The sequence below is a fragment of the Empedobacter sp. UBA1574 genome (assembly GCF_002322895.1).
Classification (GTDB): Bacteria; Bacteroidota; Bacteroidia; order Flavobacteriales; family Weeksellaceae; genus Empedobacter; species Empedobacter falsenii_B.
The window spans coordinates 83,700-110,181 of sequence record NZ_DCOI01000020.1; the positions used below are offsets into that span (position 1 = coordinate 83,700).

Genomic DNA, 26,482 nt, shown 5'->3' on the forward strand with positions numbered 1-26,482 from the left:
AAGAAATTATTAAGCGTAATATTTTGCTTTTAATTCTTTTACTTTTGGATCATCTAAGAATTCATCATACGTCATATAACGATCGATGATTCCGTTTGGAGTTAACTCGATAATACGGTTACAAGTTGTTTGAATCAATTCGTGGTCATGAGAACCCATTAAAATTGTTCCTTTGAAATTAACCAAAGAATTATTCAATGCTGTAATCGATTCTAAGTCTAAGTGACCTGTTGGCTCGTCTAACAATAATACGTTTGCACGTAATAACATCATGCGAGAGAACATACAACGCATTTTTTCACCTCCTGATAAAACAGAAGATTTTTTAAGAGCTTCGTCTCCAGAGAATAACATTTTCCCTAAGAAACCACGCATAAATTCTTCGTGACGTTCATCGTCTGATTCTGTATATTGACGTAACCAATCAACCAAGTTGATATCTTCTTTGAAGAAATCTGTATTATCTAAAGGTAAATACGCTTGTGTTGTTGTAATTCCCCAAGTAAAATCTCCAGAATCTGGCTGAGCTTTTCCTGAAAGAATTTCGAAAAATTGAGAAACTGCTTTCGAGTTACGAGAGAAAATACCAATTTTATCACCTTTTTTCAAGTTGATGTTCGCATCTTTAAATAAAACTTCTCCATCTACAGAAGCAGATAAATTGTTTACTTCTAAGATTTGATCACCAGCCTCACGCGATTGTTCCCAGATAAGTGCTGGATATCGACGAGAAGAAGGTTTGATATCTTCGATATTTAATTTCTCGATCATTTTTTTACGAGAAGTCGTTTGTTTTGCTTTAGCAACGTTAGAAGAGAAACGAGCAATGAAATCTTGTAATTCCTTTTTCTTTTCTTCTGCTTTTTTGTTTTGTTGCGCACGTTGTTTTGCAGCTAACTGAGAAGACTCGTACCAGAATGTATAGTTACCAGAATATAGGTTTAATTTAGAGAAATCTAAATCACAAATATGCGTACAAACTGCGTCTAAGAAGTGACGGTCGTGCGATACAACGATTACAGTATTCTCGAAATTACCTAAGAAATCCTCTAACCATTGAATTGTATTAACGTCCAATTCGTTGGTAGGCTCATCTAAGATTAACACGTCAGGATTTCCAAATAAAGCTTGAGCAATCAAAATACGAACTTTCGCTTTATTATCTAAATCTCCCATTAATGTATAATGCATATCCGAATCAATTCCTACATTCGATAATAATGTAGCAGCATCAGATTCTGCATTCCATCCGTTCATTTCTTCATAAACGACACCTAATTCTCCTGCTTTGATACCATCTTCTTCAGAAAAATCTGGTTTAGCATATAAAGCATCCATACGTTCTTTAATATCGTATAATACTTTATTTCCACGTAAAACAGTATCCAATACTGTATATTCGTCATATTTGAAGTGATTCTGTTCTAAAACAGACATACGTTTTCCTTTTTCAAGACTAACTTGTCCTGAAGTTGGATCGATTTCACCTGATAATATTTTTAAGAAAGTAGATTTTCCTGCTCCATTGGCACCAATTATCCCGTAACAGTTGCCATTTGTAAATTTTATATTAACTTCGTCGAAAAGTACACGCTTGCCGAATTGAAGCGATAAATTAGAAACATTTAACATAATTTTTGGTATGATGTTTGTTTGACCTTCCGGCAAAGTTACAAATTTTAATTGGAATAAAATAAAGTGCAGAAAGAAGTTACGATTAAGAATAAACGTGCAAGGTTTGAGTATGAATTATTAGATTCTTACGAAGCCGGCATCCAATTATTTGGGACTGAAATAAAATCTATCCGAATGGGAAAAGCTTCGATTACCGAAAGTTTTTGTCAAATGAAGGATGGAGAACTCTATATTGTCAATATGTTTATTGACGAATATGATTGGGGAACATACTTTAATCATAAAACTAGACGAGACAGAAAACTTTTATTACAAAAATCTGAGTTGAGAAAATTAGAACGCAAAACGAAAGAGACTGGATTAACGATTGTAGCAACCACGCTATTTATAAACAATAAAGGGTTGGCAAAATTGAAGATATATTTGGCAAAAGGGAAGAAACTTTTTGACAAAAGAAACACAATAAAAGGAAAAGATTTGAAAAGAGATTTGGATAGAATGATAAAGAATTCTTAAATTTGTCTTATAATTGTATAAAATTAAGTAAAATTTAATATATTTAAAACGCTAAATATTTGATAATGAAAAAGTTTAATCTATTATTATCTGCAGTAGTATTATTCCTAGCGGGTAATTCTTTTGTAGATGCTCAGAATTCTAAGAATCCTTGGGCAATTACAGTTGGTGCTCACGCAGTTGATCACAACTCAGTGACTGGACCATTCAACCAGTATTTCAAAACAGATAATTGGGATATCGTTCCTCCTTTATCTAAATTATCTATTATTCGTAACTTAAACAGATCTTTTGATGTTGATTTAACTGCTTCTGTAGGTGAAGTTGATAACAACAGATTAGCTATTAAAGATGAGTTATTCATTAACGCTGGTTTAGGTTTACGTTATAAGTTAGCTAATGGTTATATCTTAAAAGAAGATTCTTGGTTTGATCCATATATCCGTGTAGGTGCTGGTTACCACAGATACGATTACACAGGATTACAATTTCCATTGACAGCTTACTACGGTAACGAAAATGGAGGTACATACCAAATTACTGAAGCAGAAGATTTAGAGAAAAATCACTTTGTAGCTTCTTTAGGAGGTGGTATTAACTTTTGGTTTACTAAGAACTTCGGTTTAAATGTTGCTTCTGATTACAACTGGTTACCAGCTTACGGAGGAAACAATTATTTCGATTTCTTCCAACACACAGTAGGTGTTACTTTCCGTTTCGGAAAACAAGATAGAGATAATGATGGTATTCCTGATGACGAAGATGCATGTCCAGATACTCCAGGTATCGCTACAGGAGATCCTGCAACAAACGGATGTCCAGATACAGATGGAGACGGAATCTTTGATAAAGATGATGCTTGTCCAACAGAATTTGGTTTAGCTGAATTCCAAGGTTGTCCAGATACAGATGGTGACGGAGTTCCAGATAAAGATGATGCTTGTCCAGAAGTTGCTGGTCCAGTAGAAAACAATGGATGTCCTTGGCCAGATACAGATGGAGACGGAATCTTAGATAAAGATGATGCTTGTCCAAACGAATATGGTTTAGCTGAATTCCAAGGTTGTCCAGATACAGATGGAGATGGTATTCCAGATAAAGATGATGCTTGTCCAACAGAAAAAGGACCAAAAGAAAATAACGGATGTCCATGGACAGAAGTTCACGTAGCAAAACGTTTATCTAACATCTTATTCGAGTACAACTCTGATAAAATTGTTCCTTCTTCTTACGAAGACGTACGTGTAGCAGCTCAAATTTTAAATTCTGATGATTTAAAAGCGAAAAACTTCTACATTGACGGACATGCTGATCAAAGAGGTAAAGATGCTTACAACAAAACATTATCTTTAAAACGTGCTCAAGCGTTAGTTAATATTTTAGCTGAAAGAGGTGGAGTTGATAAAGCTCGTTTAACTCCTCGTGGATTAGGAAAATCTCAATTATTATGTACTGAAAACACTGAAGAGTGTTACCAAAAAAACAGACGTGTTGAGGTATTACCAAAAACAGCGGTAGTTACAGAAACTAAAGTTGTAAAACCAGCTACAAAAAAGAAAAAATAATTCTTGAATAGCTTACAATAGAAATAGCCACCTCATTGAGGAGGCTATTTTATTTTTATGAAATTAGGATTAAAATTATTTCTTTCTAAAAACCAATATAATGATGCAACCAGCTGTAAAAATAGATAACAAATAGCCAATCCAAGAAAGTAACGGCATATCCAAAACTATGGGACGAACAGTCGTATTCGCAAGCATACTTGCTCCAATTCCAAAAGCTAAAGTAAGAATAGCTAAAACAAGTTTATTGATACTATCTTTTATTAATTTCTGAATATTATCTATTTGGTCAATCTTGAAGTTTAAAGCCAATTTATCATTGTTTACTTTTTCAATTAATTTTAAGGTGTCTTCTGGTAAATCGTTGATTAAATCTTGAATATCTTTGAAATTATCAATTGCTTTTTTACTCAAATATTTTGGATGAAATTTTTGTCGAGCCAATTTTACCGCATACGGACGCATTGAACGTTGTACATTAAGATCAGCATGTAATTGTTGTCCAATTCCTTCTATAAGTGCAATTCCGCGTAGTAAAATGTAAACATATTCGGGTAATAAAACATGATTTCGTTGCAGAATATGATTGAATTTTTTGATGATGATTTGAACTTCTATCGTATCAACAGTATTGTATTCTAAATAATCGAAAATATCTGCAATATCACGTTCTAATTGTTTTTCGTTTTCGATATAATGTTTAATTGCCATTTTTTTGAGTGAACGAACAATTCGTTTCGGATTTTTTAATCCAAAATCAATCACTACATTTTCTAAAGCTTCTTTTTCGTTGATGGCTAAAATTCCCATCGAACCAAAATCTATAAAAGCTAAACGTCCATCTTTTAAAATAAAAATATTTCCGGGATGTGGATCAGCATGAAAAAATCCATCATCAAGTAATTGTTTCAAATAAACATCAAAACCTTTCTGTACGATTTTTTTCGGGTCAACTCCTAAAGCTTCTAACTGTTCAACATCATTTACCTTGAAACCTTCTATGAATTCCATGCAAAGAAAATTGTTGTTCGAATAATCTTCGTACGTTTTTGGCACATAAACATCTTTACTATTCTCGAAGTTTTTCCTGAATCGTTCAATATTTTGAAATTCATTAGTTAATGAAAGTTCTTTCAGAATTGAATTTTCAAATGATTTTTCGATTTCAGAAATGAATAATTTTTGAAGTTTCTCATATTTTTTTTCCAAAAAATGAACAATATCTCGAATCAGGGCTAAATCAGATTCAATTATTTTCTGAATATTAGATCGTTTTACTTTGAAAACAACTTTTTCACCATTTAATAAAGTTGCGCGATAAACTTGCGAAATACTTGCTGCAGCAAAAGGTTGTTCTTCTATAAAAAGAAAATGTTCGTCAGGTTCTATTCCAAATTCGTCTCTAATTTTTTGTTTGATGTCAATTTCTTCTGGCGGAACATTATCTTGTAATTTTTTTAGTTCTTCAACCAAAGATTCGGGAACCAAATCTTTTCGATTACTCAATAATTGTCCAAATTTTATATAGGTCGGACCAAGTTCTTCCAAAGCCATTCGGAAACGTTGATTGAATGATTGGTTGAAAAATTCGTTGTTTTGGTCAGAATGAAATAAATCGTTTCCGCGAGAAAGAATTTCTTCAAAACCATATTTAGAAACGACTTTTACGATTTTAGAAAATCGTTTTATTTTCTTTAGACTATCCATAAAGTTGAGATTCGATTACAAGTTACGAATAAACAAGTGTGTAATTTCTTTATAAAATCTTAAATTTCTTTGAGTTGAATCTAAAATTATTCCAAATATTAAAATATAATTGTTTATCTTTGCACTCGCTAAAATGGTTTAGGAATCAAGCGATTAATTATTAAGTTAAACATCTCTCGGTCATTTATTTGCATTTGAAGATTCCGAAATAAAATAGATTGAGATACAAATTTTTAGAATTATGTCTAAAGAAACAAAACAAGAGGAGGTACAAGAAGTTGTATTAAACACTCCAGTATTAGATGCGTCTGCTAATGCAAACGTAGCGCCAGAATCATTTGATTGGGAATCTTTCGAATCAGGATTAAACGAAGAAGATCGTAAAGAAAAAGCTGAATTAGAGCAAATGTACGATACAACTTTAGAAGACTTACATGAGAATGAAGTATTCAAAGGACAAGTTGTACGTATTACAGATAAAGAAGCTATCGTAGATATCAACTTCAAATCAGAAGGTGTTATTTCATTAAACGAATTCCGTTACAACTCAGACTTGAAAGTAGGGGATATCGTTGAAGTAATGGTTGATCAACGTGAAGATAAAAATGGTCAATTAATTTTATCTCACAAAAAAGCTCGTACATTAAATGCATGGGATGCTGTTAATAAAGCACACGATTCTCAAGAAATCGTTAACGGTTACATCAAAGCTCGTACTAAAGGTGGTATGATCGTTGACGTATTCGGAATTGAAGCTTTCTTACCAGGTTCTCAAATCGATGTTAAACCAATCCGTGATTACGAACAATTCGTAGGAAAAACTATGGAGTTCAAAGTTGTTAAAATCAACCCAGAATTCAAAAACGTAGTAGTTTCTCACAAAGCGTTAATCGAGGCTGATATCGAGGTTCAGAAAAAAGAAATCGTTGCTCAATTAGAGAAAGGACAAGTATTAGAAGGTGAAGTTAAAAACATCACATCTTACGGTGTATTCGTAGACTTAGGAGGTGTTGACGGTTTAATCCACATTACTGACTTATCTTGGTCTCGTATCAACCACCCATCTGAAATCTTAGAAGATGGACAAAAAATCAACGTTGTAATCTTAGATTTCGACGAAGATAAATCTCGTATCCAATTAGGTATTAAACAATTAGAAGCTCATCCATGGGATGCTTTAGATGCTGATATCAAAGTTGGTGATAAAGTTAAAGGAAAAGTAGTTGTTTTAGCTGACTACGGTGCATTCGTTGAGGTTGCTCCAGGTGTAGAAGGTTTAATCCACGTTTCTGAAATGTCATGGTCTACTCACTTACGTTCTGCTCAAGATTTCGTAAAAGTAGGTGATGAGGTTGAAGCAGTAGTTTTAACTTTAGATAGAGAAGAAAGAAAAATGTCTTTAGGTATCAAACAATTAACTCCAGATCCTTGGACAGATATTACAACTAAATACCCAGTAGGTTCTACTCACAAAGGTAAAGTTCGTAATTTCACTAACTTCGGTGTATTCGTAGAATTAGAAGAAGGTGTTGACGGATTAATCTACATTTCTGACTTATCTTGGACTAAGAAAATCAAACACCCATCAGAATTCTGTGCAGTTGATGATATCTTAGACGTAGTAGTTTTAGAATTAGACGTAGAAGCTCGTCGTTTATCTTTAGGTCACAAACAATTAACTGAAAACCCATGGGATCAGTACGAAGCTAAATATGCAGTAGGTACAGTTCACACAGGAGTTGCAGTTGATGTATTTGACAAAGGTGCTACAGTTCAATTCGAAGATGCTGACGTTGAAGCTTTCGCTCCAGCTCGTACATTAGAGAAAGAAGACGGATCTCGTATCAAAAAAGGTGAAGAAACATCTTTCAAAGTTATCGAGTTCAACAAAGAATTCCGTCGTGTAGTAGTTTCTCATACAGCAACTTTCCGTGAGGAAGAAGTTAAAGCTGAGAGATCATCTAACAACAATAACAACAACAATTCATCTAATACAATCGAAACTTCTACTTTAGGAGATATCGATGAATTAGCTGCATTGAAAAAGAAAATGGAAGAAGGAGGAAACTAATTCTCTAACCGAAATTTTTTAAAATAATAGAAAGGCTGCTCAATTTTGAGCAGCCTTTTCTTTTGAATAAAGATGTTTTTTCTGGAATTTAAAATGAATTTAATTTACAGTTTAAAATAATATCAAGAATAAGATACAATTTTTAATATATTTTTTGAATATTATTCAAAATAATCTTAATTTTGCAGTCGAAATGGAAAAGATAGAATTTAATTTAGATGCTACTGATTTGAAAATCATGCGATTAATGCAAGATAATGCACGCATTAACAATGCAGATATCGCAAGAGAATTGGGAATGGCACCTTCTGGAATATTAGAACGTGTGAAAAAGCTTGAAAATAAGCAAGTTATTTTGGCTTATCACGCAAAAATAAATCCAGTGGCAGTTGGACAAAAATTACTTTCGTATATGTTTATCAAGACCGTAGATATTATCGGCGATGAAACAGTAGGAAGACAACTTGCCGAAATTCCAGAAGTTTTAGAGGTTCATGATATTGCTGGAGAAGATGGTTATCTAATCAAAGTGAGAACTTCTGATAACGAAGGTTTGGTGGAATTGATGCGCAAACATTTGAGTAAAATTGGCGGAATCACTTCTACGCGTACAACTATAGTTTTACAAACAATAAAAGAAGAACAAAATATCGTTATACCAACGATTTAAAAAATAGAGATTGAATGAAAGGGAATCAACCAAGTAAGTGACTGATTATTGCAGCGTATTTCGTGGTTTATGTAGTTTGGGGATCAACTTATTTTTTTATAGATAAGGCTTTGCATGGTTTTAGTCCGTTTATTTTGGGTTCGTTTCGCTTTATTGCGGCGAGCACAATGTTGATGGGATATTGTAAATTGAAAGGTTACAAGCTGTGGGATAAACAAATAGTGAAACAATGTATGTTTACAGGTTTTATGTTGTTGTTTATTGATATGGCTGGGATTATTTGGTCCGAACAATTTTTACCAAGTGGAATTGTTGCAATTATGGCAGCATCGGCAGCAATTTGGTTTATTGTGTTAGATAAACCGAAATGGAAACAAAATTTTTCAAGTATTCCTACGATTTTAGGTGTTTTGTTAGGTTTTGTTGGAGTTTTGATGTTATTCTATGAACAAACAATCACTGTGCACGCAGATGCAGATCAGCAGTTCTTAAATATGATTGGGTTGATTGTTCTGATCTTTTGTTCGATTGCTTGGACGTTAGGTTCTTTGTATTCAAAATATGTAACAGAAAAGCAGAAAAAAGAAGTTACAAAGCCAAAAGAAGATTTGAACATCATGGTCAAAACGGCTTGGCAAATGATTACTGCTGGTGTTTTGTTTAATACAGTTGCAATCTTCAATGGAGAATATGCTAATTTCAATTTTGCGAATGTAGTGACAGAAGATTGGTTGGCAATGGTTTATTTAACAACTTTTGGCTCTATTCTTGCTTTTGGTTCTTACGTTTGGTTGTTGCAATATCGACCAGCTGTGGAAGTTTCTACTTATGCGTATGTAAACCCTATTGTAGCCGTTGCATTGAGTTATTTTTTTACAGATGATGTCGTAACTCATTTGCAAATTTACGGTTTGGCAGTAATTTTGTTCAGTGTTTTATTAATGAACTGGAATCTTTATAAAAACACGAAATTAGTTCAAAAAATTCTGCATTTTGTTTCTCGTAAACATTATGCGCATTAAATATTATGATGATTATTAATAAGAAAGCTTCTCGATTTCGAGAAGCTTTTTTTGTATTATTGAGTTTTAAAATTAATAATTAATTCATTGTTGTCTAATTTTAATGGGTAGCCATCTTCTGATTTGAAACCATTTGAAATTACAAATTCATATTCTTTAGTTGGAGTTAATTCCATAGTTATTACGAATGTAGTGTTATCATTAGAGAAATTGATTTTTGTAAACTTAGGACTATACTCTTTTCCTTTTTTTGAGAATCTTATTGAATATTCTTTTGGATTCATTGGTTTAGAAAATATAATTTTAAATTCTTTGATAGATGAATCTATATTTGTTGAACCATTTTCGAAAGGCTCAATTTTTATGATATAAGGTTGTTTTTTTTCGTATTCTTTTATTAATTGATCTTTATCAAAACCTTCTTCGTAAAAACCAGATTTTCTTAGAAAATTTTCAACTTCTTTTTCATCTTGATAATTCAGTTCAATAATATCTTTTATCGCTTGTTTTTTATTTTTAGCTTGATTGTAATATGATTTACATATTTCATATCCAATAAAATATCCCAGATCAGCAGCTTCACCCTTTTGTCCTCCATTGTATAACCAATTTGAAAAATCATCTATAAACATCTCTTCTTTAAATTGTTTTTTCAAATCATCGAAGTGCTGTTTTCCATAAAAAATATATTGTTTTTCAATTGGTTCTCCTAAAACAAGCTCTGTAATAAAATCGCACGAACCTTCTTTTAGGGTATGGTGTAATAATGAGTTGTTTTCATTTGGTTTTTGTTGTGTGTGTACATATTCATGAATATTTAGTGAAATAATATTATCAAGTGATTGCTTCGCAAAAACATTTTTTAGCCAATCATTTTCAAATTCTGAAACATCTGTTTTTGGAATTCCTGTAGCGATTTCAGAACCAACTAAAACCATATTTTCATATAAAGTTCCACCTGAACGCAAGCCACCAATTGTAAAATACATTTCTCCTTCTTTTAGCTCAGGATATAGTTTTTTTAGTTTTTTTACAGCTTTAGTTAATTCTTTTGTTTTATTTTTTATGGTAAGTGTATTAGGTCTAATAGAATTCCAAAACTTAGGATAATTATCAATAAGTTTAATATAAAGAGTATCATTATAATCTCTTACTTTCATAAAGGATTTTAAACCTTTTGTCCCTTTATCAATGTATAAAGTATTAATGAATTTTATTTTTTGTGAATAATTATTTGTAGTTTGAATACTATCAAAAGCTATCCAGAAATTATCTATATCAGAAGTGTAAATTTTATTAGCTATTGAATTTTGTCCAAATGAAATACTCGTAAGAATAAAAAATATTAAAGCTAAAGTTTTATTTTGCATATTGTGTTTTTATATGAGATGTCAATTTAATCAAAAAGTTACAAAATGATTCAAAAAAAAAAGCAGCTCTTCTCAGAACTGCTTTTGTATATTGTGATGAATTATTTCTTACAATTTAGTACATTTTACAATTTCCAAACCGTATTGCGTCGTATGTGGTTCTTCTAAAGTGCGTGTAATCAAATTCATTTTTTGGATGCCTAAATCTTTGATGATTTGAGAGCCAATTCCGTGATCTTTTTCATCGGCTGGTAAAACACCTGATTTAGATTTTCCTTCAGAAAAACTTTTGAAAATCTCTAATTTTTGTTCAATCAACTCAGAACTTTGAATGTTATTAATAAAAATTACAACACCTTTTTCTTCTTCATTGATGATGTTCATTGTTTTTTCTAACAATGGTGTTTCGCCGTTTTGTAAAGCGCTAAACAAATCATAGTAGCTATTTGTCGATTTTACACGAACTGGAACTACATCATCTTTTGTCCATTTTCCTTTTTTCAAAGCGAAGTGAACTTGATTATTTGTTGTTTGTTGATAAGCGATTAATTCATATTCTCCGAATCTTGTTTTTGCAGGAAATTGCTCGATACGTTTTACCAAGGATTCATTTTCTAATCGGTAAGCAATCAAATCTTCAATCGAAACAATTTTAAGATCAAATTTCTTTGCAATCTCTAACAATTCTGGCAAGCGAGCCATTTCTCCATCTTCTTTCAAGATTTCGACAATACATCCAGCAGGATAATATCCTGCCATGCGTGCCAAATCAACAGCAGCTTCTGTATGTCCCATTCGAACCAAAACTCCACCATCTTTTGCAATTAATGGGAAAATATGTCCTGGTTTTCCTAAATCATCTGGATTTGTATTTTCGTCAATTAAAGCTTGAATAGTTTTAGAACGATCAGAAGCCGAAATTCCTGTCGTACATCCGTGACCTTGTAGATCCACAGAAACCGTAAAATTAGTTTCGTAAATTGCAGTATTGTGCCCAACCATAAGGTCCAAACCTAATGCTTTACATCTTTGTTGTGTAAGTGGTGTACAAACTAATCCGCGTCCGTGCGTAACCATAAAGTTAATAACTTCTGGCGTTGCAAATTCGGCGATACATAGGAAATCTCCTTCATTTTCACGATCTTCATCGTCAACTACAATGATAACTTTTCCTTGTTTTAAATCTTCTAAAGCTTCTTCAATTGTGTTTAATTGAGATGATCTATTTTCCATTGTTTTATGTTATTGATAACGAGAATGCTCCTCGTTTTTGTTTGTTTTCTTAAACTTATTAAAGTATTTTACAATTGGATCAACGTAAATACTGATATCAAATAATCCAGAATCTTGATTGGCTTTGTAACTAAACAAAATAGAGAACGGAAGCGCAATAATATTAGCTGCCCAAGCGGCAAAAGTTGGATCTAATTTTCCGTTTTTCGCCATATTTTCTGCCGAGAAATTAAGAATGAAATAAATAACGAAAATGATAATTGAGATGACAACTGGCATTCCAATTCCTCCTTTTTTTACGATTGCACCTAATGATGATCCAATCAAAAAGAAAATAATACATGTTACTGCATACGAGAAATTTCGTTGGTAATGAATATTTACTTTTGAATATAACTTTTCTCTGTTTACAATTTCTTGTTCAGAAAACGTCATATTTTCTTGATCACGATTTACCATTTGTATAGCTTGATTAAGCACTTGATCTTGTTCTTGACGATTTCGCTCTTTCAAGTCAAAAATCATATTTGTTTTTACCGTATCAATATCTTTTATTTTGATTGAATAGAAATAGTTTTGATTAAACATATTCGTTTTCAAATCTTTGTAATACTTCTTATAATCTGTGTTTAATGAATCGATAAGATGTCTTAAACCTTTTCCGTCCAAATATTTATAAGAGTTTCCTGGGTCTTCGTCTTTACCAGAATTTAAAATATCCGAAATGTCAATATAATAGTTTAATGTATCAAATTTAGTATATTGATTTTCTTGACGTTTGCGTTGATCAAAGTTTTTATTTTTGATATTATCGGTATAAGCAATTCCATCAAAAAGTTCCATTTTTAGATAATGATTATCGTTTTTGTCTGGCGCAAGATTTCCTCTTTTAGAAATAATTGTCATCGTATTTTCACCAAACGGTGCATTTTGATGAACAAAAACATCTTCTAATTTTTCTGAATTTTCACCCGAAACTTTATTTATTTTCATTTGAAATCCTGGAACGGTTTCGATAAAAACGCCTTCTTTCATACTTACCGTTGGTTTGGTTTGTAAGATATTGAAGTACATTGTTCGCGCTTTTTGTTGGGAATAAGGCATTACTTTGTCCCCGAAAAAATACAATCCGACAGACATTAAAGCAACTAACGTAAACAATGGTGCAAGGATTCTGGTAAGTGAAATTCCAGACGCTTTCATTGCAGCTAATTCGTATCGTTCTCCAAAACCTCCCATGGTCATGATAGACCCCAAAAGGATTGTAAGCGGTAATACAAGCTGAATAACGTTAATTCCTAACCAAAAAAGTAATTCGGTAATAGTGTACCATTCTAAACCTTTTCCAACAAATTTTTCCATTTGTTGCCATGCAAATTGCACGATAAAGATGAAAAATAGAACACTAAATATGAAAAAAAATGGACCTAAAAAGGTCTTGATTATATACCAGTCAAGTTTTTTTAACATTGATTATAATTGAGTAATCATATAGCCTTGCGACTTATATTTCTTTTGGTCAAAGTTAAAGTAACTTTTGTGAATAAGTAAATTTTGAACGTAATCTTTTACAATGATTGATGTTGTATCACCATTTTTACCATATTCCTTGTAATCGTAGATTTCATTATTCGCTGTATTGACTCCTAAAACCGAATATTTGATTGTTGAAGTTTTAGTTGGAGTTAATTTTATATACTGAATTGTTTTTCCTCCAACCGTTTTTTTATCTGTTAAAGCGTAGGTGAAATTAGTACGATACGTGTTCAAAACTTTAGTTGGTGTTAAGAAATCATCTGTGTTAGATGCATCAGAAATAGTTACTTCTTTGTCATCTTTTGCAATTGTATATAATTTTGTTCCTGTAAAAATTTGGTTGATATCGCCTACATTCAAGTTAAATTTTTGCTTCATTGCAAAAACTTCTCCCGAACGACTTGTTGATTTTCCATTTGCATTATGGCTAAAATCAAATTTGATGTAATACGAGTTTGCGTTGGTATATTTAGCGTAAACTTTGTCTAAGATTTGTTTTGCTGATTGAGCGTTTAATGTTCCAACCCCTACTAATAAGAGTATGAAAGAATAGATTATCTTTTTCATACAATTTAATTTTCTATCTGTTTTTAATAAATTTTAGTTCAAATTATTCAACAACTGTTCCAAACTCATGTCATCTTGTATCAATACCTGTCTTGCTTTACTTCCTTCGAAAGGACCAACAATTCCAGCAGCTTCCAATTGATCAATTAATCGTCCGGCGCGATTATATCCTAATTTTAATTTTCGTTGTAATAAAGACGCGGAACCTTGTTGATTCATTACAATTAATCGTGCAGCATCTTCAAAAAGTACATCACGATCAGATAAATCAATATCTAAATTAGATCCACCTTCTTCACCAACATATTCTGGTAAATGCATTGCATCTGGATAACCACGTTGTTCACCAATAAATTCGGTGATTTTATCGACTTCTGGTGTATCAACAAACGCACATTGTAAGCGAATTAATTCGTTTCCAGTGGTGTACAACATATCACCTTTACCAATTAATTGATCGGCTCCTTGCGAATCTAAAATCGTTCTCGAATCGATTTTTGACGTTACACGGAAAGCGACACGTCCTGGGAAATTGGCTTTAATTGTTCCTGTAATCACATTTACAGACGGACGTTGAGTTGCAACAATCAAGTGAATACCAACAGCACGAGCCAACTGAGCTAAACGAGCAATCGGTAATTCAACTTCTTTACCAGCTGTCATAATCAAATCTGCAAACTCATCCACGATTAATACAATATATGGTAAGAATCTGTGACCAGCTTCTGGATTTAATTTACGTTGTTTGAACTTCGCGTTATATTCTTTGATATTTCGAACGAAAGCATTTTTCAATAATTCGTAACGATCATCCATTTCAATACAAAGTGAATTTAACGTGTTAATTACTTTTGTATTATCTGTGATAATTGCTTCTTCCGAATCTGGTAATTTTGCTAAATAATGACGCTCGATTTTAGAATATAAAGTAAGCTCAACTTTCTTTGGATCGACCATCACAAATTTTAATTCAGATGGATGTTTTTTATAGATTAACGAAGCGATAATTGCATTCAAACCAACCGATTTACCTTGTCCCGTTGCACCAGCCATCAACAAATGAGGCATTTTTGCTAAATCGGCAACAAAGGTTTCGTTCGTAATTGTTTTCCCGAAAGCAATTGGCAATTCCATATCAGCATTTTGGAACTTTTGAGAAGCAATTACCGAATGCATGGAAACCATCGAAGGATTAGAATTTGGAACCTCAATACCAATTGTTCCTTTTCCAGGAATCGGTGCAATAATACGAATACCAAGCGCAGCCAAACTTAAGGCAATATCGTCCTCAAGATTTTTGATTTTAGAAATACGAACACCAGCTTTTGGTACAATTTCGTACAATGTAACTGTAGGACCGATTGTTGCAGAAATTTCATCGATTCCGATTCCATAGTTTCCTAAGGTTTCGACAATTCTATTTTTGTTCGTTTCTAATTCTTTTTGATCAATTAAGGTATTTCCGTTGTCATATTTTTTTAACAATGAAATAGGAGGAAATTGATAATTTGGTAAATCTAAACGTTGATTGTATTCACCTTGCTCTTGTACCAATCGAGCAGAAGTCGCTTCAAATTCTTCTTCTTCATCAACGTGTTGAACTTTTAATTCTAATCCATTTTCAGAAGAGTTTTGAGTTGGTTGAATTTCTGTTTCTAAATTTTCTTCATCATTAATTGATAAAAAATCTACTTGATTATTTTCTTCCTCATCATCTGCCAAATCTTCAACCACTAATTCTGTAATATTAAGTGGAGTTTCTTCGATTGTTTCTTCCTCTTTTGGTTGATTAATTTTAAATTCTTGATGAAATGCTTCGTTTGGATTTACTTTATGAGATTGAATTGCTTCTTTCTCTTGTTGTTCTATCAATTCTAATTCTTGCGATAAACTATCTTCTTGTTGCTTTTCAGCATCTTGATTGAATTTATTTATCTTTTCTTGTTCTTCTTTTTCCTTACGTTTTCTTAATTCAAGCTGTTCTCTCTTGATTTTTTCTTGCTCTTTTTCTATGCGCTCAATTTCTTTTTGTTTCGCACGTTCTTCCATTTTTTCTTGGATAGATTGATACGTCATTCGGAAATGAATGACACAATAAATCAATAAACTAACGAAAAGCAATAAAATTACACCCCATTTACCAATAAAGCTATTTAGGAAATCATTAATTTCAAATCCCATTACGCCAGAAAACATGTGTTGAGTTGGTAAAATACAACCAAAAAATATTGGCAACCAAATCATGAAGAAAATGCTTTGATAAAGCGTTGTGAAAGGCTTAATTTTTTTCCAATTTGTAGCAACTTTAACTCCTAAGAGAATAAAGAAGACTGGGACAAAAAATGAAACAATTCCGATTCCTTGCAAAATGAATGTTTCACCTAATAATGCGCCAAACTTCCCGAAAATATTTTCGGCGGTTTGACTTTTATCTAATAAATCAGAGATTTGGCTCTGATCCATAAAACCATTAAAAAAATAAGAAATAAACGAAGCTAATAGTAATAAACCGATTACTAAAAACAGTATACCTATAATTGTTTTGACGATTTGTTTTTTAGGAGTTTTTGGTGTTTCCTGTGTGTTTTTTATAGCCATTTTAAGGTTGAGTATAATTGAAGCAAAAATAATAAATCTAAAAGTACGAATCTAACGAAAAGTATTTAATTTTATATAAAATGATAAAGACTAAGATGATTTAATTTTTTTTTATGATGAATACAGAAAGCCCTTTTTTTATTTTATCCTTATTATTTGGTCTAATATTTATAATTATGGGAATTGTACAATTAATTTTTCCTGCAAAAAATATTAATCCATTATATGGTTATAGGTCAAACTTATCAATGAAAAATATTGAGAATTGGAATTTTGCACAAAAATATTCCAGAAAAATTATGTTTTATTTTGGAGTAATTTTTTTATTAATTGCCTTATCAGGACTTTTATTTGAAATAAATTACATCTTTGCTTCAATTATTTCACTAGGTTGTATGACTACCTTTTGTTTTTTAACATTCGTTTTGACAGAAAAAAAATTAAAAAAAATGAATAGATTTAATTCTTAAAATTATAACCATTATATTTGCCAATAGTATGGAAAATTTTGTTGTTTCAGCCAGAAAATATCGCCCGTTAAATTTTGAAGATGTAGTTGGACAAGCGTCTATTACAAATACTTTGGAGCAAGCGATAAAGTCAAATCAATTGCCACAAGCTCTTTTATTTTGTGGACCAAGAGGTGTTGGAAAAACAACATGTGCTCGAATTTTAGCACGTAAAATCAACGAAGAAAATGGAGTAGAAGGCGATCAAGATTTTGCTTTCAATATTTTTGAGTTGGATGCGGCATCTAATAATTCGGTTGATGATATCAGAAATTTAATCGATCAAGTACGTATTGTTCCTCAAATTGGGAAATATCGTGTCTACATTATTGATGAGGTTCATATGTTGTCAACAGCTGCTTTCAATGCGTTTCTGAAAACCTTAGAAGAGCCACCAGCGCACGCTATTTTCATTTTGGCAACTACAGAAAAACATAAAATTATTCCTACTATTCTTTCTCGTTGTCAGATTTATGATTTCAAACGAATTGGAGTTGAAGACATCAAAGGGCATTTGAAAAATGTTGCTGAAAAAGAACAAGTAACTTTTGAAGATGATGCATTGCATTTGATTGCTCAAAAAGCAGATGGTGCGTTACGCGATTCTTTATCAATCTTTGATAGAATGTCAACTTTTACCAATAAAAATTTGACCTATTCTTCAGTAGCAGAAAACTTGAATGTATTAGATTACGATTATTACTTCAAGATGACAGACGCGTGTTTGGAAAATGATATTCCGCAAGCGATGTTGCAATTGAATGATATTTTGAACAAAGGTTTTGATGCACATTTATTTATTTGCGGTTTGGGCGCTCATTTCCGAGATTTATTGATGGCGAAAACAGCTAATACAGTAAGTTTGTTGGAAGTTGGTGAGCGTATAAAAGCAAAATATTTGGAGCATGCACAAAAATGTTCAGCAACGTTTTTATTTGGAGCAATTGAAATTTGTAATGAGGCCGATTTAAACTACAAATCGAGTAAGAATCCTCGTTTAACAGTTGAAATTGCATTGATGCAATTGGCTTCGTTAACGGCAGAAGAAAACGGGCTTAAAAAAAAAAGTATAGGATAGTTCCGCCAACGTTTTATTTTTCTGAACAACAAACTTCTAAAATTGAAGTTCTTCAAATTCAGCAAAATAATTCTATTCCTCAAAATGGACAAACTTCACAACAGGTAAATACGCAACACGTTAAAACTTCGATTTCAGAAGAAGTCAAAGAATATACGCGTGCTTCAAAACCGATTAGAACAAATGGTAATTCGTCGTTTAGTCTTAAGATGGCTTTGCCTGGAGCAAAAGTAGAAGAACATCAAGAGGAGATTTTACGAAATGATTTGCCTCGAGAAAAGTTTACATTGGATCAAGTAAAAGAAGGCTGGAAAAGATTTTTGGATCGATTAAAAATCGAACATAATATTCCGTCCTATAATGCTTTGATGACAACTGAACTTGGCTTGGAAGGTGATGAAATTATTTTCGAATTTACTTCTCATTCATCGGAACAAGAATTTGAGGAATACCGTGATCGAATCAGAAATAGTTTGAGAGCATTCCTTAAGAATCACTATTTTAGTATTCAAATTAAGTTTTCTGAGAAGGAAGCAACGAATCATATCTTATCAAACAAAGAAAAATTTGAGAAATTATCAGATAAAAACCCGATTTTGTTAAAATTAAAAGAAGAATTTGGTTTAGATTTGTATGATTAATGAAAGTTTCTTATTAAACTTGCAATAAATTTTTATAAATAATGAAAAAAGTTCTTTTAGGGATTTTTGTTGTTGCGTCGTTAGTGTCTTGTAACAAAGGAAAATCTGTAGACAAATTAGAAAGCGAAGATCAAAAAGCTTCTTATGCTTTCGGAACTGGTCTTGGTGAGCAAATCAAAGGTCTTGGAGGACGTTTAGTTGAAACTGATAGTATCAACTACGATCAATTAGAAAAAGGGATCCGCGATTACTTAAAAGCAGGTAAAGAAGGTAGAGAATCTTACGCGATTGGTCAACAAGTTGGTCAGCAAATTGAGACGGTTATTAACCAACAACAATTAGATCAAATGGACAAGGATATTATTGTTCAAGGGATTATGGATGTTGTACGTCACAAAAAATTGTTGATTACACAAGAAGCGGGAATGGGAATTTTAGATACGTATGCAAAAAATCACCAACAAAACTTGGTTAAGAAAAATGCAGACGAGTCTAAAAAATTAGTAGACGAGAAGAAAAAAACTTCTGGTGCTAAAACAACTGCTTCTGGATTAGTTTATGTTGTAGAAAAAGAAGGAACAGGTGCTAAACCAAACATTAATAGTATTGTTAAAGTAAAATATACTGGTAAAATTTTAGCTACTGGTAAAACTTTTGACAGTACAGATAAAAACCCTGAAGCTAAAGGAGGTGTAGAATTTCCTTTGAACCAAGTTATTCCAGGATGGTCAGAAGGTTTACAATTAATGTCTAAAGGATCTAAATACAAATTCTATATTCCAGCTAACTTAGGTTACGGTGAAATGGGAGCTCCTGGAGGACAAATTGGACCAAACCAAGCATTAGAGTTCGAAGTAGAATTAGTAGACTTTAAAGAAGGTCAACCAGCGCCACAAGGTCAACCAGGTGCGCAAGGAGGACAAGGTTTATCTGAAGAGCAAATTAAAGAATTACAAAAACAATTCGAAGCTCAAGCACAACAAGGTAAATAATCATCGATTAGATATAACAAAAAAATCCACTCAATTGAGTGGATTTTTTTTATGGATTAATTTTTAAATTATTTCAAATATTTAAAAATTTGATTTGCTTCTACAGAACCTTTTTTGATTGTAACAAGATTTTTATCCTTGTCGAATAAATAAAATGTAGGAATAGAAGTTGGTTGAAAAATTGGACCAAATTCGTAATTAGAATCATATAATAATTCTACATTTTTATTGTTTACAAAATTAGATGCGTGCTCTTTTAGGAAAGGGATAGCGTCTTTTGCTTCGTATTCAGAAACCAAAATAATCTGAGTGTTTTTTAAATGTTCTTCGTAATTATTGCTAAAATGATTCAAGGCTAATTGGCAGTGAATACATGTTGGCGAATATAAAACGATTAACGTTTGTTTTCCTTTTTTGATATCTTTTGAACTGAAAATTCCTTCGGATTGCATTTTTACAAAAGAAAATTCTGGAATAGATTTTAGCGTATTTTCTGTTTGTGCAAATGTAAAAATCGAACAAAAGAATATCAATAAAGCAGTAATTTTTGTTTTCATGTTTTAAGAAAAATTTTGACGAAAGTTAGTCAATTCTATCCAAAATAAAAACGACAGTTTATAAAACTGTCGTTTTCCTATTAAATAAATGCTAAAAATATGTTTAACTCTGAGAAAATTAGAATTTGAAATTTACTTGTGCAGCCATATTAAATGGATCGATTTGGTTGATGTAACCTCCACGGAAGTAAGAATTGTATCCTAACTGATCTGTAATGTTATTAAAGAATAAACGGAAGTCAAATCTTTTCATAGAATATCCAACTTGCGCATTTAATGTATAATAATCTGGCAATAAGAAAGGTTTGCTTCCTCCGTAGAAATTACCATGAGCATCACGATCTAAACTTTGTTCGTTAGATGGTCTTGAACCTACGTAGTAAACACCAGCAGAAACAGTGAAACCATTCAAGAAATTATTTTCAATAAATTTATATTGAACCCAAGCATTTGCTGTATTGTAAGGCGCATTAGATGGTCTTGAATCTTCTACATATTGAGGAGAATCGTGGTAACCAGCATCTAAGTATGCATATCCTAACATAACTTGTAAGTTTGGTAATGGACGACCAGCAACTTCAAACTCGATACCTTTACGTCTCAAATTACCAGCTTTTTCGTATAAACCAGTTGCTGTTTGATTTTCGTATGTTTCGAATGTTAAGTTATCGTTGTTCATGTTGAAGTAAACTACGTTTGCACGTAAACGGTCGTTGAACCATTGTGTTTTAACACCAACTTCTACTTGATCTGTAACAGAAGGTCCAGCTTTGCTTCCATCAGTCATAATGTTTAAAGCAGAGCGTAAACTTGTGTTTGTTGCATAAGTAATGTAAGCATTTACATTTCTCCAAGGAGAAACAACTAAACCAACAACAGGATCTACAACACCATCGTGGTTATCGATTAAATAGCTATAACGTAAACCTCCAACAAATGTGATTAAATCTTTATAAGAGAAATGATGTTGTGTCATAAATCCGTAAGAATAACCTCTTGATAGATTTGTTTTGTCTTTGTTCCAAGCTAATTTAGCTTCTTGCTCAGGAGTTAAGTTGATCGAATGGTTAATATCTTTGAAAACATCAATTTGATCAATAGTTCCGATACCATCTGCAGTTCTTGTTTCTAAACGGTTGATTGTATAATCATATCCAGCTTGCCAATTCCATTTGAAATCACCAAATCTCATATCTTTACCAATCAAGTCAATTTGTAAAGTCGAGTTTCTATCATCTCTAAAAGAACGACCTAATCCACGATTACGAATGTTATATTCTGTACTTCCTTTTGGTGAAGCTAACGTTGCTCCTAATTGGTCACTGTTGTAGAAGTTACTAAAGTAAGCAACTCTAGCACTAATATTATTTGTTAACTGTCTTGTAATACGAGCAGCGTAAGAATAGTTTTTGATTTCGGTATTATCGATATCATATCCCATAAATTTATCACCGATATCGTATAAAGCTTCAGTAAAATTATCTCCTAAATTGATAGTTCCACGATCTGGCGTTTTATCTCCTTTGTAATAATCAAACTCAGCAACAAATTCAGTTTTATCATCAATTTTCCAAGCCATAGATGGATTTACATAGAAAGAATTACTGTTAATAACATCTCTATAACTATCTCCATTGTTATATGAACCTGTTAAACGGAAAGCTAAATTTTTATCTTCTGTAACTGTTCGTTGAATATCATATGTAGAACGGAAAGTATTCCAGCTTCCATATTGAGCAGAAATATGTCCTTGGTTGATGTAACGTGGCGTTTTTGTTGTAACGTTAATTACACCTCCAGCAGAACCTAATCCATTTCCAATTCCTTGTGTAACCGCAGCAGAACCACGAATAACTTGAATAGATTCTACACCAGCCATATCAATAACAGCAGATCCTGTACGGAAATCAGAGTCCATACGAACACCATTTTTTAAGACAGGAACTCCTCTATATCCACGAATAGACATCGACTCGCGAATACCTCCATAACTTCCAAATAACGTAACACCTGGTACATTACGAGTAGCATCTGTAATTGTTTGTGCACCTTGTTCTTCAATTAACTTTTCAGAAATAATTGAAATAGATTGAACTTGATTTTGAGGATTTGCAGGAAAACGTGTAATTGTTTCTAAACCTCTTTGATTCTTGTTACGATCTCCAAAAATTTCAACTTCTTGTAGATTGCTAATTGAATCTTTTTTCTCTTTCGTTGTTTCTTGAGCAAATGCCGTAGAAAAACTAAGCAGAGTAATTGACGCAAGTAGAAGATTATTTCGTTTCATATGTTATATATATTTATTCTAAATAAAATTAATAGTGCAAATTTAATTAGACTTAGTATAAATAAAAAAAAGAAATCGACTGATAGATATCATCTATCAGTCGATTTTGTTAAATATTTTAAGAAAATGGATGTTTACTCGAAAAAAGAGAAGTGTACGTTTCCGTATTTTTTGTGTTGTACAAAGTTTGGATGCTCTTCAAAAGAAATGCTTGATGGGTGTTCTAAAACAAAATTTCCACCTTCTTCTAACCATTGATTATCGATAACCAAATTTGGGATTTTTTTGTAAGTTTCTACATCCAAATCGTAAGGAGGATCAGCAAAAATAATATCAAACTTTTTGATTGGTTGCTTGTCCAAATATTTAATGACATCACTTTTTACAGTAGAAATAATATCATCTAATTTTAATTGTTTCGCTGTTTCGTCCAAAAATTTTACACAACCGTAGAAATTATCAACCGAAGTTACTTTTTTTGCTCCACGTGAAGCAAATTCTAATGAAATACTTCCAATTCCAGAGAATAAATCTAAAACGGTAATTTCGTCGAAATACCATTCGTTGTTTAAGATATTAAATAAAGCTTCTTTCGCGAAGTCTGTTGTTGGACGCACCGGCAAGTTGGTTGGTGCTGTGATTCTTTTTCCTTTTAATGTTCCTGAAATGATTCGCATTCGAATAATTTATATAATGTAAAATATTGCCCAAGTTGTTTGTCTGCTTCGTTAAACGAAATATGACGCACATATTTTTGTAAAGTTTCGTAAAAATCTGGCGAATTTAAGATATCGCCAAAAGCATACAATGAAACGGTATTTGGACTAATATTTAATTGATTTAATGTATACAAAATGTAAAACAAAAAGTCTTCTTTCGTTTTTGTTTCAAATAGATTATAAAAAATAAATTCTCCATTGCTCAACACGCAAACTTCTAATTTTTGATGCATTAAATTGATATAAATTTCATCGTTTTTAGAATTAATCATTCCATAATCTACCAAGAATTTGCCCGAATGATACAAACGCGCATTTTGCAAATTCGGTAATGAAAGCAAAATATCTTTTAGTGGATAATGAATATTGTAGATAATTGATGCATCTACATTTTCCAAAGGACAATCGATCGCTAATTTTACAGGACTATAGTTAGAAAGTGATAACAATTCCTCAAAAGGTTTGTGCGCAAAGTGATTTGGAACAACATTTACAGTTGTCGACAAAAAACAAATATGCACATAATCATATTCTTGTAGCAAAGTCAAATTAGAACGCAATTCATGTTCAATCTCAATTTCCGTTTTGTTAAGATTTGTAAAATCTACCGAATAGTCATACACATCCGAGTACGAAGTCGTTTCTCCGTCGGTTGTTTTGGTAATATAACTAAGCATATCGTGAGATAGTAAAATCGCTAACGAATGTTGAGTTGTTTTTGACATAAATTTTTCTTTATCCTTGAATTTTTAACTCGTTGATTAAGATATATATTAATCCTAAAGAAATCAAAAATAACAAAATTTTGAAAGCAATCTTCATACAGAAAATTTATTTTAGCAAAGATACTATAATTATTTTGTTGATTAAAGAAGCATTTCAGCCGAATCTATTTTAAATTTACAGAAATTTGAAATTAAAAATTGTGAAAAAAATAGCCGTAATTCCAGCTCGTTATGCAGCAACACGTTTTCCAGGTAAATTGATGCAACAATTGGGCGATAAAACTGTGATAAGAATGACGTACGAAAATGTTGTCGCTACTAATTTGTTTGACGATGTTTTTGTGGTGACAGATTCTGATTTAATTTTTGATGAAATTGTTTCGCACAACGGAAAAGCAATCATGAGTATCAAAGATCACGAAACAGGAAGTGATAGAATTGCTGAAGCTATACAAGATATAGAATGTGATATTATCTTGAATGTGCAAGGCGATGAACCATTTGTGAACGAAAAAGCTTTGGCAGATATTTTATCCTCTTTTGATGGAGAATTGGGAAAAACTGTAGATGTGGTGACTTTAAAAGAATCCATTACAAAGGAAGAAGATATTAACAATCCTAATTTTGTAAAAGTGGTCACTGATATTAACGATTTTGCATTTTATTTTTCGCGTTCAGCAATTCCATTTGCACGTGAAACTAATTTTACACCAAATTATTTTCGTCATTTAGGGATTTATGCGTTTAGAAAAGAAGCTTTGTTGAAGTTTTCAACACTTGAAATGCGTCAAAATGAGCGTGCAGAAAAATTAGAACAATTACGTTATTTGGAATATGGAATGAAGATTAAAGTGATTGAAACCGAATCGATAGGAGTAGGAATTGATACACCAGAAGATTTAGAGCGTGCAAAAAAGTACTTATCCACTATTGTTAAAAAATAATCTTTAAACTTTTTATGATTTATATTTGCCCTAAAATCAGCTATACTTGACGTGGAAATGAAATAATTAAGTTAATTAATACTTAAAAAAATATTTCGGTATGAATGTTGTTGTAAAATGGAGTAAATAAGTAAAATAGTGATTATGAGTGATTCATGGAAAGAATACGAAGCAGAAGGATTAATTGAAAAAAGATCCTTTTTAGTTTCAAAAGATGGTCTTGTAAAAAAATTATACACAGGACAAGATAAATACAAAATCTTAGAAGGAGCGATTAACAATGGTTATCGTGCGATTTGGGTAACAAAAGCAGACGGAAAACGTACAGCTAAATATGTACATAAAATGGTTGCCGAAACTTTTTTACCAAATAAAGACAATAAAGAATATGTAGTGCATTTGGATCATAACAAATTAAACAACGCAATGGATAATTTGAAATGGGCAACATTGGACGAATGGAAAGAGCACAACAAGGATTTATTTAGAATGATGAAAGGACGTTCTCGTTTAGACAGTATTCCAAATAGTAAGTTGACAGAAGCACAAGTTATTCGTCTGAAAAAGAAATTAATTGATCCAAATAGAAAAACAAAAATTTCTACACTAGCAAAACAATTTAATATTTCTCAAGGTCAGGTTTACCGTATTTTAAGAGGTGAAAATTGGGCTCATATAGAAGTTAAAAAAGACTAAAAGACAATATTTCTTTACAGAACTTTAAATTAGTTTTTATATCTTGTTCGACAGATTGTTAAAAATTAAAAAAGTTCTTATGTCGAAATTGACGTTTAGCGCGCTTATGATTTCATTATTTTCTGTGACTACATTTGCACAAAATGCAGAGAAAATAATCGAAACTCATATTCAAAAAACAGGAGGAGAAGCAGCTTGGAATAATTTGAACAGTATTATCCTAAAAGGAGAAGCCATTATAAATGTTGGAGATTCTTATCCAATGATTGTTTATCATCAACGCCCTTACAACAAAAAAGTAGTGTTTGTGATGAATGGAAAAGAAATCTTGAACGAAGGATATGATGGTAGAATGGGATGGACATACAGTGAAGTTGCTAAGAAAAATGTAGCTGTAAAAGATTATAAACCAGACTCTTTTGATTCGGATATTTTGAAATATAAACAAAAAGGATTTAAAGTAAAATACTTAGGTGTAGATAAATACGATCAAAATAATAGCTGTTACAAAATAGAATTAACAAAAAATACAAATTCTACAATATATTGTTTTGATAAAAATTCGTACGAAATTGTAATGGAAAAAAATAAAGACGAAACACTTTATTACTCTAATTTCAAGACGTATAACGGATTATCTTTTGCCACAAAAGTGGTAGGAAAACCAGTTGATGGAGGAGAATATGTGATTAAATTTAATGACATAAAAATCAACCCAGCAATAGATAAGAAAAATTTTAAATTCTAAATATATAAAAAGTGGTTCATCAAGAATCACTTTTTTATTTCTGTTGATTTATACTGCTTAGGTAGTATAAGTTTTTTACTTTTGTACTCTGAATGA

General features: G+C 31.8%; 23 protein-coding genes. 12 read left to right on the forward strand and 11 right to left on the reverse strand.

What is annotated here, in order from left to right; all coding sequences use genetic code 11:
* Positions 1-9: 9 nt before the first annotated feature.
* Complete coding sequence (locus tag B3578_RS05630) at positions 10-1,632, reverse strand: ABC-F family ATP-binding cassette domain-containing protein (RefSeq protein WP_038332655.1); 1,623 nt, start codon at positions 1,630-1,632, stop codon at positions 10-12.
* A gap of 66 nt (positions 1,633-1,698) precedes the next feature.
* On the opposite strand from B3578_RS05630, the gene smpB reads away from it, so the two are divergent.
* On the forward strand, positions 1,699-2,151 hold the full coding sequence (gene smpB / locus B3578_RS05635) for an SsrA-binding protein SmpB (RefSeq protein WP_038332657.1): 453 nt from the start codon (positions 1,699-1,701) through the stop codon (positions 2,149-2,151).
* Between the two features lie 65 nt (positions 2,152-2,216).
* Positions 2,217-3,716: an OmpA family protein gene (locus tag B3578_RS05640; protein ID WP_291047221.1), complete on the forward strand. Its 1,500-nt coding sequence runs from the start codon at positions 2,217-2,219 to the stop codon at positions 3,714-3,716.
* Between the two features lie 75 nt (positions 3,717-3,791).
* Here the strand turns inward: B3578_RS05640 and B3578_RS05645 are convergent, their stop codons facing one another.
* Positions 3,792-5,423, reverse strand: coding sequence for an ABC1 kinase family protein (locus tag B3578_RS05645; RefSeq protein ID WP_291047223.1), 1,632 nt, complete (start codon positions 5,421-5,423; stop codon positions 3,792-3,794).
* 241 nt (positions 5,424-5,664) lie between these two features.
* Here B3578_RS05645 and rpsA point away from each other — a divergent pair, with 241 nt between their 5' ends.
* From rpsA to B3578_RS05660, 3 genes are all read left to right on the forward strand, one after another.
* Positions 5,665-7,494, forward strand: coding sequence for a 30S ribosomal protein S1 (gene rpsA, locus B3578_RS05650; RefSeq protein ID WP_219034405.1), 1,830 nt, complete (start codon positions 5,665-5,667; stop codon positions 7,492-7,494).
* A gap of 193 nt (positions 7,495-7,687) precedes the next feature.
* Complete coding sequence (locus B3578_RS05655; protein WP_038332665.1) at positions 7,688-8,164, forward strand: Lrp/AsnC family transcriptional regulator; 477 nt, start codon at positions 7,688-7,690, stop codon at positions 8,162-8,164.
* A gap of 62 nt (positions 8,165-8,226) precedes the next feature.
* The gene (locus B3578_RS05660) at positions 8,227-9,186 is read left to right on the forward strand and encodes an EamA family transporter (protein WP_291047227.1); all 960 of its coding nucleotides are present in this window, start codon (positions 8,227-8,229) and stop codon (positions 9,184-9,186) included.
* A 56-nt stretch (positions 9,187-9,242) separates the two neighbouring features.
* Here B3578_RS05660 and B3578_RS05665 read toward each other — a convergent pair whose 3' ends face one another.
* The 5 genes from B3578_RS05665 to B3578_RS05685 form a co-directional block, all read right to left on the reverse strand.
* Positions 9,243-10,556 carry an Ig-like domain-containing protein gene (locus B3578_RS05665; RefSeq protein ID WP_219034404.1) on the reverse strand — a complete coding sequence of 438 codons (1,314 nt, stop codon included), beginning with the start codon at positions 10,554-10,556 and terminating at the stop codon, positions 9,243-9,245.
* Between the two features lie 108 nt (positions 10,557-10,664).
* Positions 10,665-11,789 (reverse strand): 3,4-dihydroxy-2-butanone-4-phosphate synthase, encoded by a 1,125-nt coding sequence (gene ribB, locus B3578_RS05670; RefSeq protein ID WP_291047230.1) that lies wholly within the window; start codon positions 11,787-11,789, stop codon positions 10,665-10,667.
* 9 nt (positions 11,790-11,798) lie between these two features.
* Complete coding sequence (locus B3578_RS05675; RefSeq protein ID WP_291047232.1) at positions 11,799-13,259, reverse strand: LptF/LptG family permease; 1,461 nt, start codon at positions 13,257-13,259, stop codon at positions 11,799-11,801.
* 3 nt (positions 13,260-13,262) lie between these two features.
* Positions 13,263-13,892: a LolA family protein gene (locus B3578_RS05680; protein WP_221854525.1), complete on the reverse strand. Its 630-nt coding sequence runs from the start codon at positions 13,890-13,892 to the stop codon at positions 13,263-13,265.
* A gap of 33 nt (positions 13,893-13,925) precedes the next feature.
* A complete protein-coding gene (locus B3578_RS05685) occupies positions 13,926-16,490 on the reverse strand; it encodes an FtsK/SpoIIIE family DNA translocase (protein ID WP_291047234.1) in 2,565 nt (854 codons plus the stop codon).
* Positions 16,491-16,603: 113 nt separating this feature from the next.
* Here B3578_RS05685 and B3578_RS05690 point away from each other — a divergent pair, with 113 nt between their 5' ends.
* From B3578_RS05690 to B3578_RS05705, 4 genes are all read left to right on the forward strand, one after another.
* Entirely contained in the window at positions 16,604-16,960 is a 357-nt protein-coding gene (locus B3578_RS05690) for an SdpI family protein (RefSeq protein WP_286495544.1), read from the forward strand.
* Positions 16,961-16,988: 28 nt separating this feature from the next.
* Complete coding sequence (gene dnaX / locus B3578_RS05695) at positions 16,989-18,077, forward strand: DNA polymerase III subunit gamma/tau (protein ID WP_115001827.1); 1,089 nt, start codon at positions 16,989-16,991, stop codon at positions 18,075-18,077.
* A 209-nt stretch (positions 18,078-18,286) separates the two neighbouring features.
* Positions 18,287-18,718: a hypothetical protein gene (locus B3578_RS05700; RefSeq protein WP_115001825.1), complete on the forward strand. Its 432-nt coding sequence runs from the start codon at positions 18,287-18,289 to the stop codon at positions 18,716-18,718.
* A 41-nt stretch (positions 18,719-18,759) separates the two neighbouring features.
* Complete coding sequence (locus B3578_RS05705) at positions 18,760-19,710, forward strand: FKBP-type peptidyl-prolyl cis-trans isomerase (RefSeq protein WP_125349774.1); 951 nt, start codon at positions 18,760-18,762, stop codon at positions 19,708-19,710.
* 68 nt (positions 19,711-19,778) lie between these two features.
* On the opposite strand, the gene B3578_RS05710 is transcribed toward B3578_RS05705, so the two are convergent.
* From B3578_RS05710 to B3578_RS05725, 4 genes are all read right to left on the reverse strand, one after another.
* Positions 19,779-20,267: a TlpA family protein disulfide reductase gene (locus B3578_RS05710; RefSeq protein WP_219034399.1), complete on the reverse strand. Its 489-nt coding sequence runs from the start codon at positions 20,265-20,267 to the stop codon at positions 19,779-19,781.
* A 118-nt stretch (positions 20,268-20,385) separates the two neighbouring features.
* On the reverse strand, positions 20,386-22,554 hold the full coding sequence (locus tag B3578_RS05715; RefSeq protein ID WP_291047235.1) for a TonB-dependent siderophore receptor: 2,169 nt from the start codon (positions 22,552-22,554) through the stop codon (positions 20,386-20,388).
* Between the two features lie 134 nt (positions 22,555-22,688).
* Entirely contained in the window at positions 22,689-23,231 is a 543-nt protein-coding gene (locus B3578_RS05720; RefSeq protein ID WP_280049619.1) for an RsmD family RNA methyltransferase, read from the reverse strand.
* Positions 23,207-23,998, reverse strand: coding sequence for a DUF3822 family protein (locus B3578_RS05725; RefSeq protein ID WP_180905191.1), 792 nt, complete (start codon positions 23,996-23,998; stop codon positions 23,207-23,209). The genes B3578_RS05720 and B3578_RS05725 overlap by 25 nt, the downstream gene beginning before the upstream one ends.
* Before the next feature lie 200 nt (positions 23,999-24,198).
* Here B3578_RS05725 and kdsB point away from each other — a divergent pair, with 200 nt between their 5' ends.
* The 3 genes from kdsB to B3578_RS05740 all read left to right on the forward strand — a co-directional run bounded on the left by kdsB (position 24,199) and on the right by B3578_RS05740 (position 26,386).
* Complete coding sequence (kdsB, locus tag B3578_RS05730; RefSeq protein WP_221854531.1) at positions 24,199-24,942, forward strand: 3-deoxy-manno-octulosonate cytidylyltransferase; 744 nt, start codon at positions 24,199-24,201, stop codon at positions 24,940-24,942.
* 144 nt (positions 24,943-25,086) lie between these two features.
* A complete protein-coding gene (locus B3578_RS05735; RefSeq protein WP_038332702.1) occupies positions 25,087-25,638 on the forward strand; it encodes an HNH endonuclease in 552 nt (183 codons plus the stop codon).
* 79 nt (positions 25,639-25,717) lie between these two features.
* Positions 25,718-26,386 carry a LolA family protein gene (locus B3578_RS05740; RefSeq protein WP_221627915.1) on the forward strand — a complete coding sequence of 223 codons (669 nt, stop codon included), beginning with the start codon at positions 25,718-25,720 and terminating at the stop codon, positions 26,384-26,386.
* Positions 26,387-26,482 lie beyond the last annotated feature (96 nt).

Excerpts from the sequence above, each read along its gene's own strand:
- B3578_RS05630 (WP_038332655.1), bottom strand. The coding sequence starts at position 1,632 with ATGTTAAATGTTTCTAATTTATCGCTTCAATTCGGCAAGCGTGTACTT.
- B3578_RS05640 (WP_291047221.1), top strand. The coding sequence starts at position 2,217 with ATGAAAAAGTTTAATCTATTATTATCTGCAGTAGTATTATTCCTAGCG.
- B3578_RS05645 (WP_291047223.1), bottom strand. The coding sequence starts at position 5,423 with ATGGATAGTCTAAAGAAAATAAAACGATTTTCTAAAATCGTAAAAGTC.
- rpsA (WP_219034405.1), top strand. The coding sequence starts at position 5,665 with ATGTCTAAAGAAACAAAACAAGAGGAGGTACAAGAAGTTGTATTAAAC.
- B3578_RS05655 (WP_038332665.1), top strand. The coding sequence starts at position 7,688 with ATGGAAAAGATAGAATTTAATTTAGATGCTACTGATTTGAAAATCATG.
- B3578_RS05665 (WP_219034404.1), bottom strand. The coding sequence starts at position 10,556 with ATGCAAAATAAAACTTTAGCTTTAATATTTTTTATTCTTACGAGTATT.
- ribB (WP_291047230.1), bottom strand. The coding sequence starts at position 11,789 with ATGGAAAATAGATCATCTCAATTAAACACAATTGAAGAAGCTTTAGAA.
- B3578_RS05675 (WP_291047232.1), bottom strand. The coding sequence starts at position 13,259 with ATGTTAAAAAAACTTGACTGGTATATAATCAAGACCTTTTTAGGTCCA.
- B3578_RS05680 (WP_221854525.1), bottom strand. The coding sequence starts at position 13,892 with ATGAAAAAGATAATCTATTCTTTCATACTCTTATTAGTAGGGGTTGGA.
- B3578_RS05685 (WP_291047234.1), bottom strand. The coding sequence starts at position 16,490 with ATGGCTATAAAAAACACACAGGAAACACCAAAAACTCCTAAAAAACAA.
- B3578_RS05690 (WP_286495544.1), top strand. The coding sequence starts at position 16,604 with ATGATGAATACAGAAAGCCCTTTTTTTATTTTATCCTTATTATTTGGT.
- dnaX (WP_115001827.1), top strand. The coding sequence starts at position 16,989 with ATGGAAAATTTTGTTGTTTCAGCCAGAAAATATCGCCCGTTAAATTTT.
- B3578_RS05700 (WP_115001825.1), top strand. The coding sequence starts at position 18,287 with ATGGCTTTGCCTGGAGCAAAAGTAGAAGAACATCAAGAGGAGATTTTA.
- B3578_RS05705 (WP_125349774.1), top strand. The coding sequence starts at position 18,760 with ATGAAAAAAGTTCTTTTAGGGATTTTTGTTGTTGCGTCGTTAGTGTCT.
- B3578_RS05710 (WP_219034399.1), bottom strand. The coding sequence starts at position 20,267 with ATGAAAACAAAAATTACTGCTTTATTGATATTCTTTTGTTCGATTTTT.
- B3578_RS05715 (WP_291047235.1), bottom strand. The coding sequence starts at position 22,554 with ATGAAACGAAATAATCTTCTACTTGCGTCAATTACTCTGCTTAGTTTT.
- B3578_RS05720 (WP_280049619.1), bottom strand. The coding sequence starts at position 23,231 with ATGCGAATCATTTCAGGAACATTAAAAGGAAAAAGAATCACAGCACCA.
- B3578_RS05725 (WP_180905191.1), bottom strand. The coding sequence starts at position 23,998 with ATGTCAAAAACAACTCAACATTCGTTAGCGATTTTACTATCTCACGAT.
- B3578_RS05735 (WP_038332702.1), top strand. The coding sequence starts at position 25,087 with ATGAGTGATTCATGGAAAGAATACGAAGCAGAAGGATTAATTGAAAAA.
- B3578_RS05740 (WP_221627915.1), top strand. The coding sequence starts at position 25,718 with ATGTCGAAATTGACGTTTAGCGCGCTTATGATTTCATTATTTTCTGTG.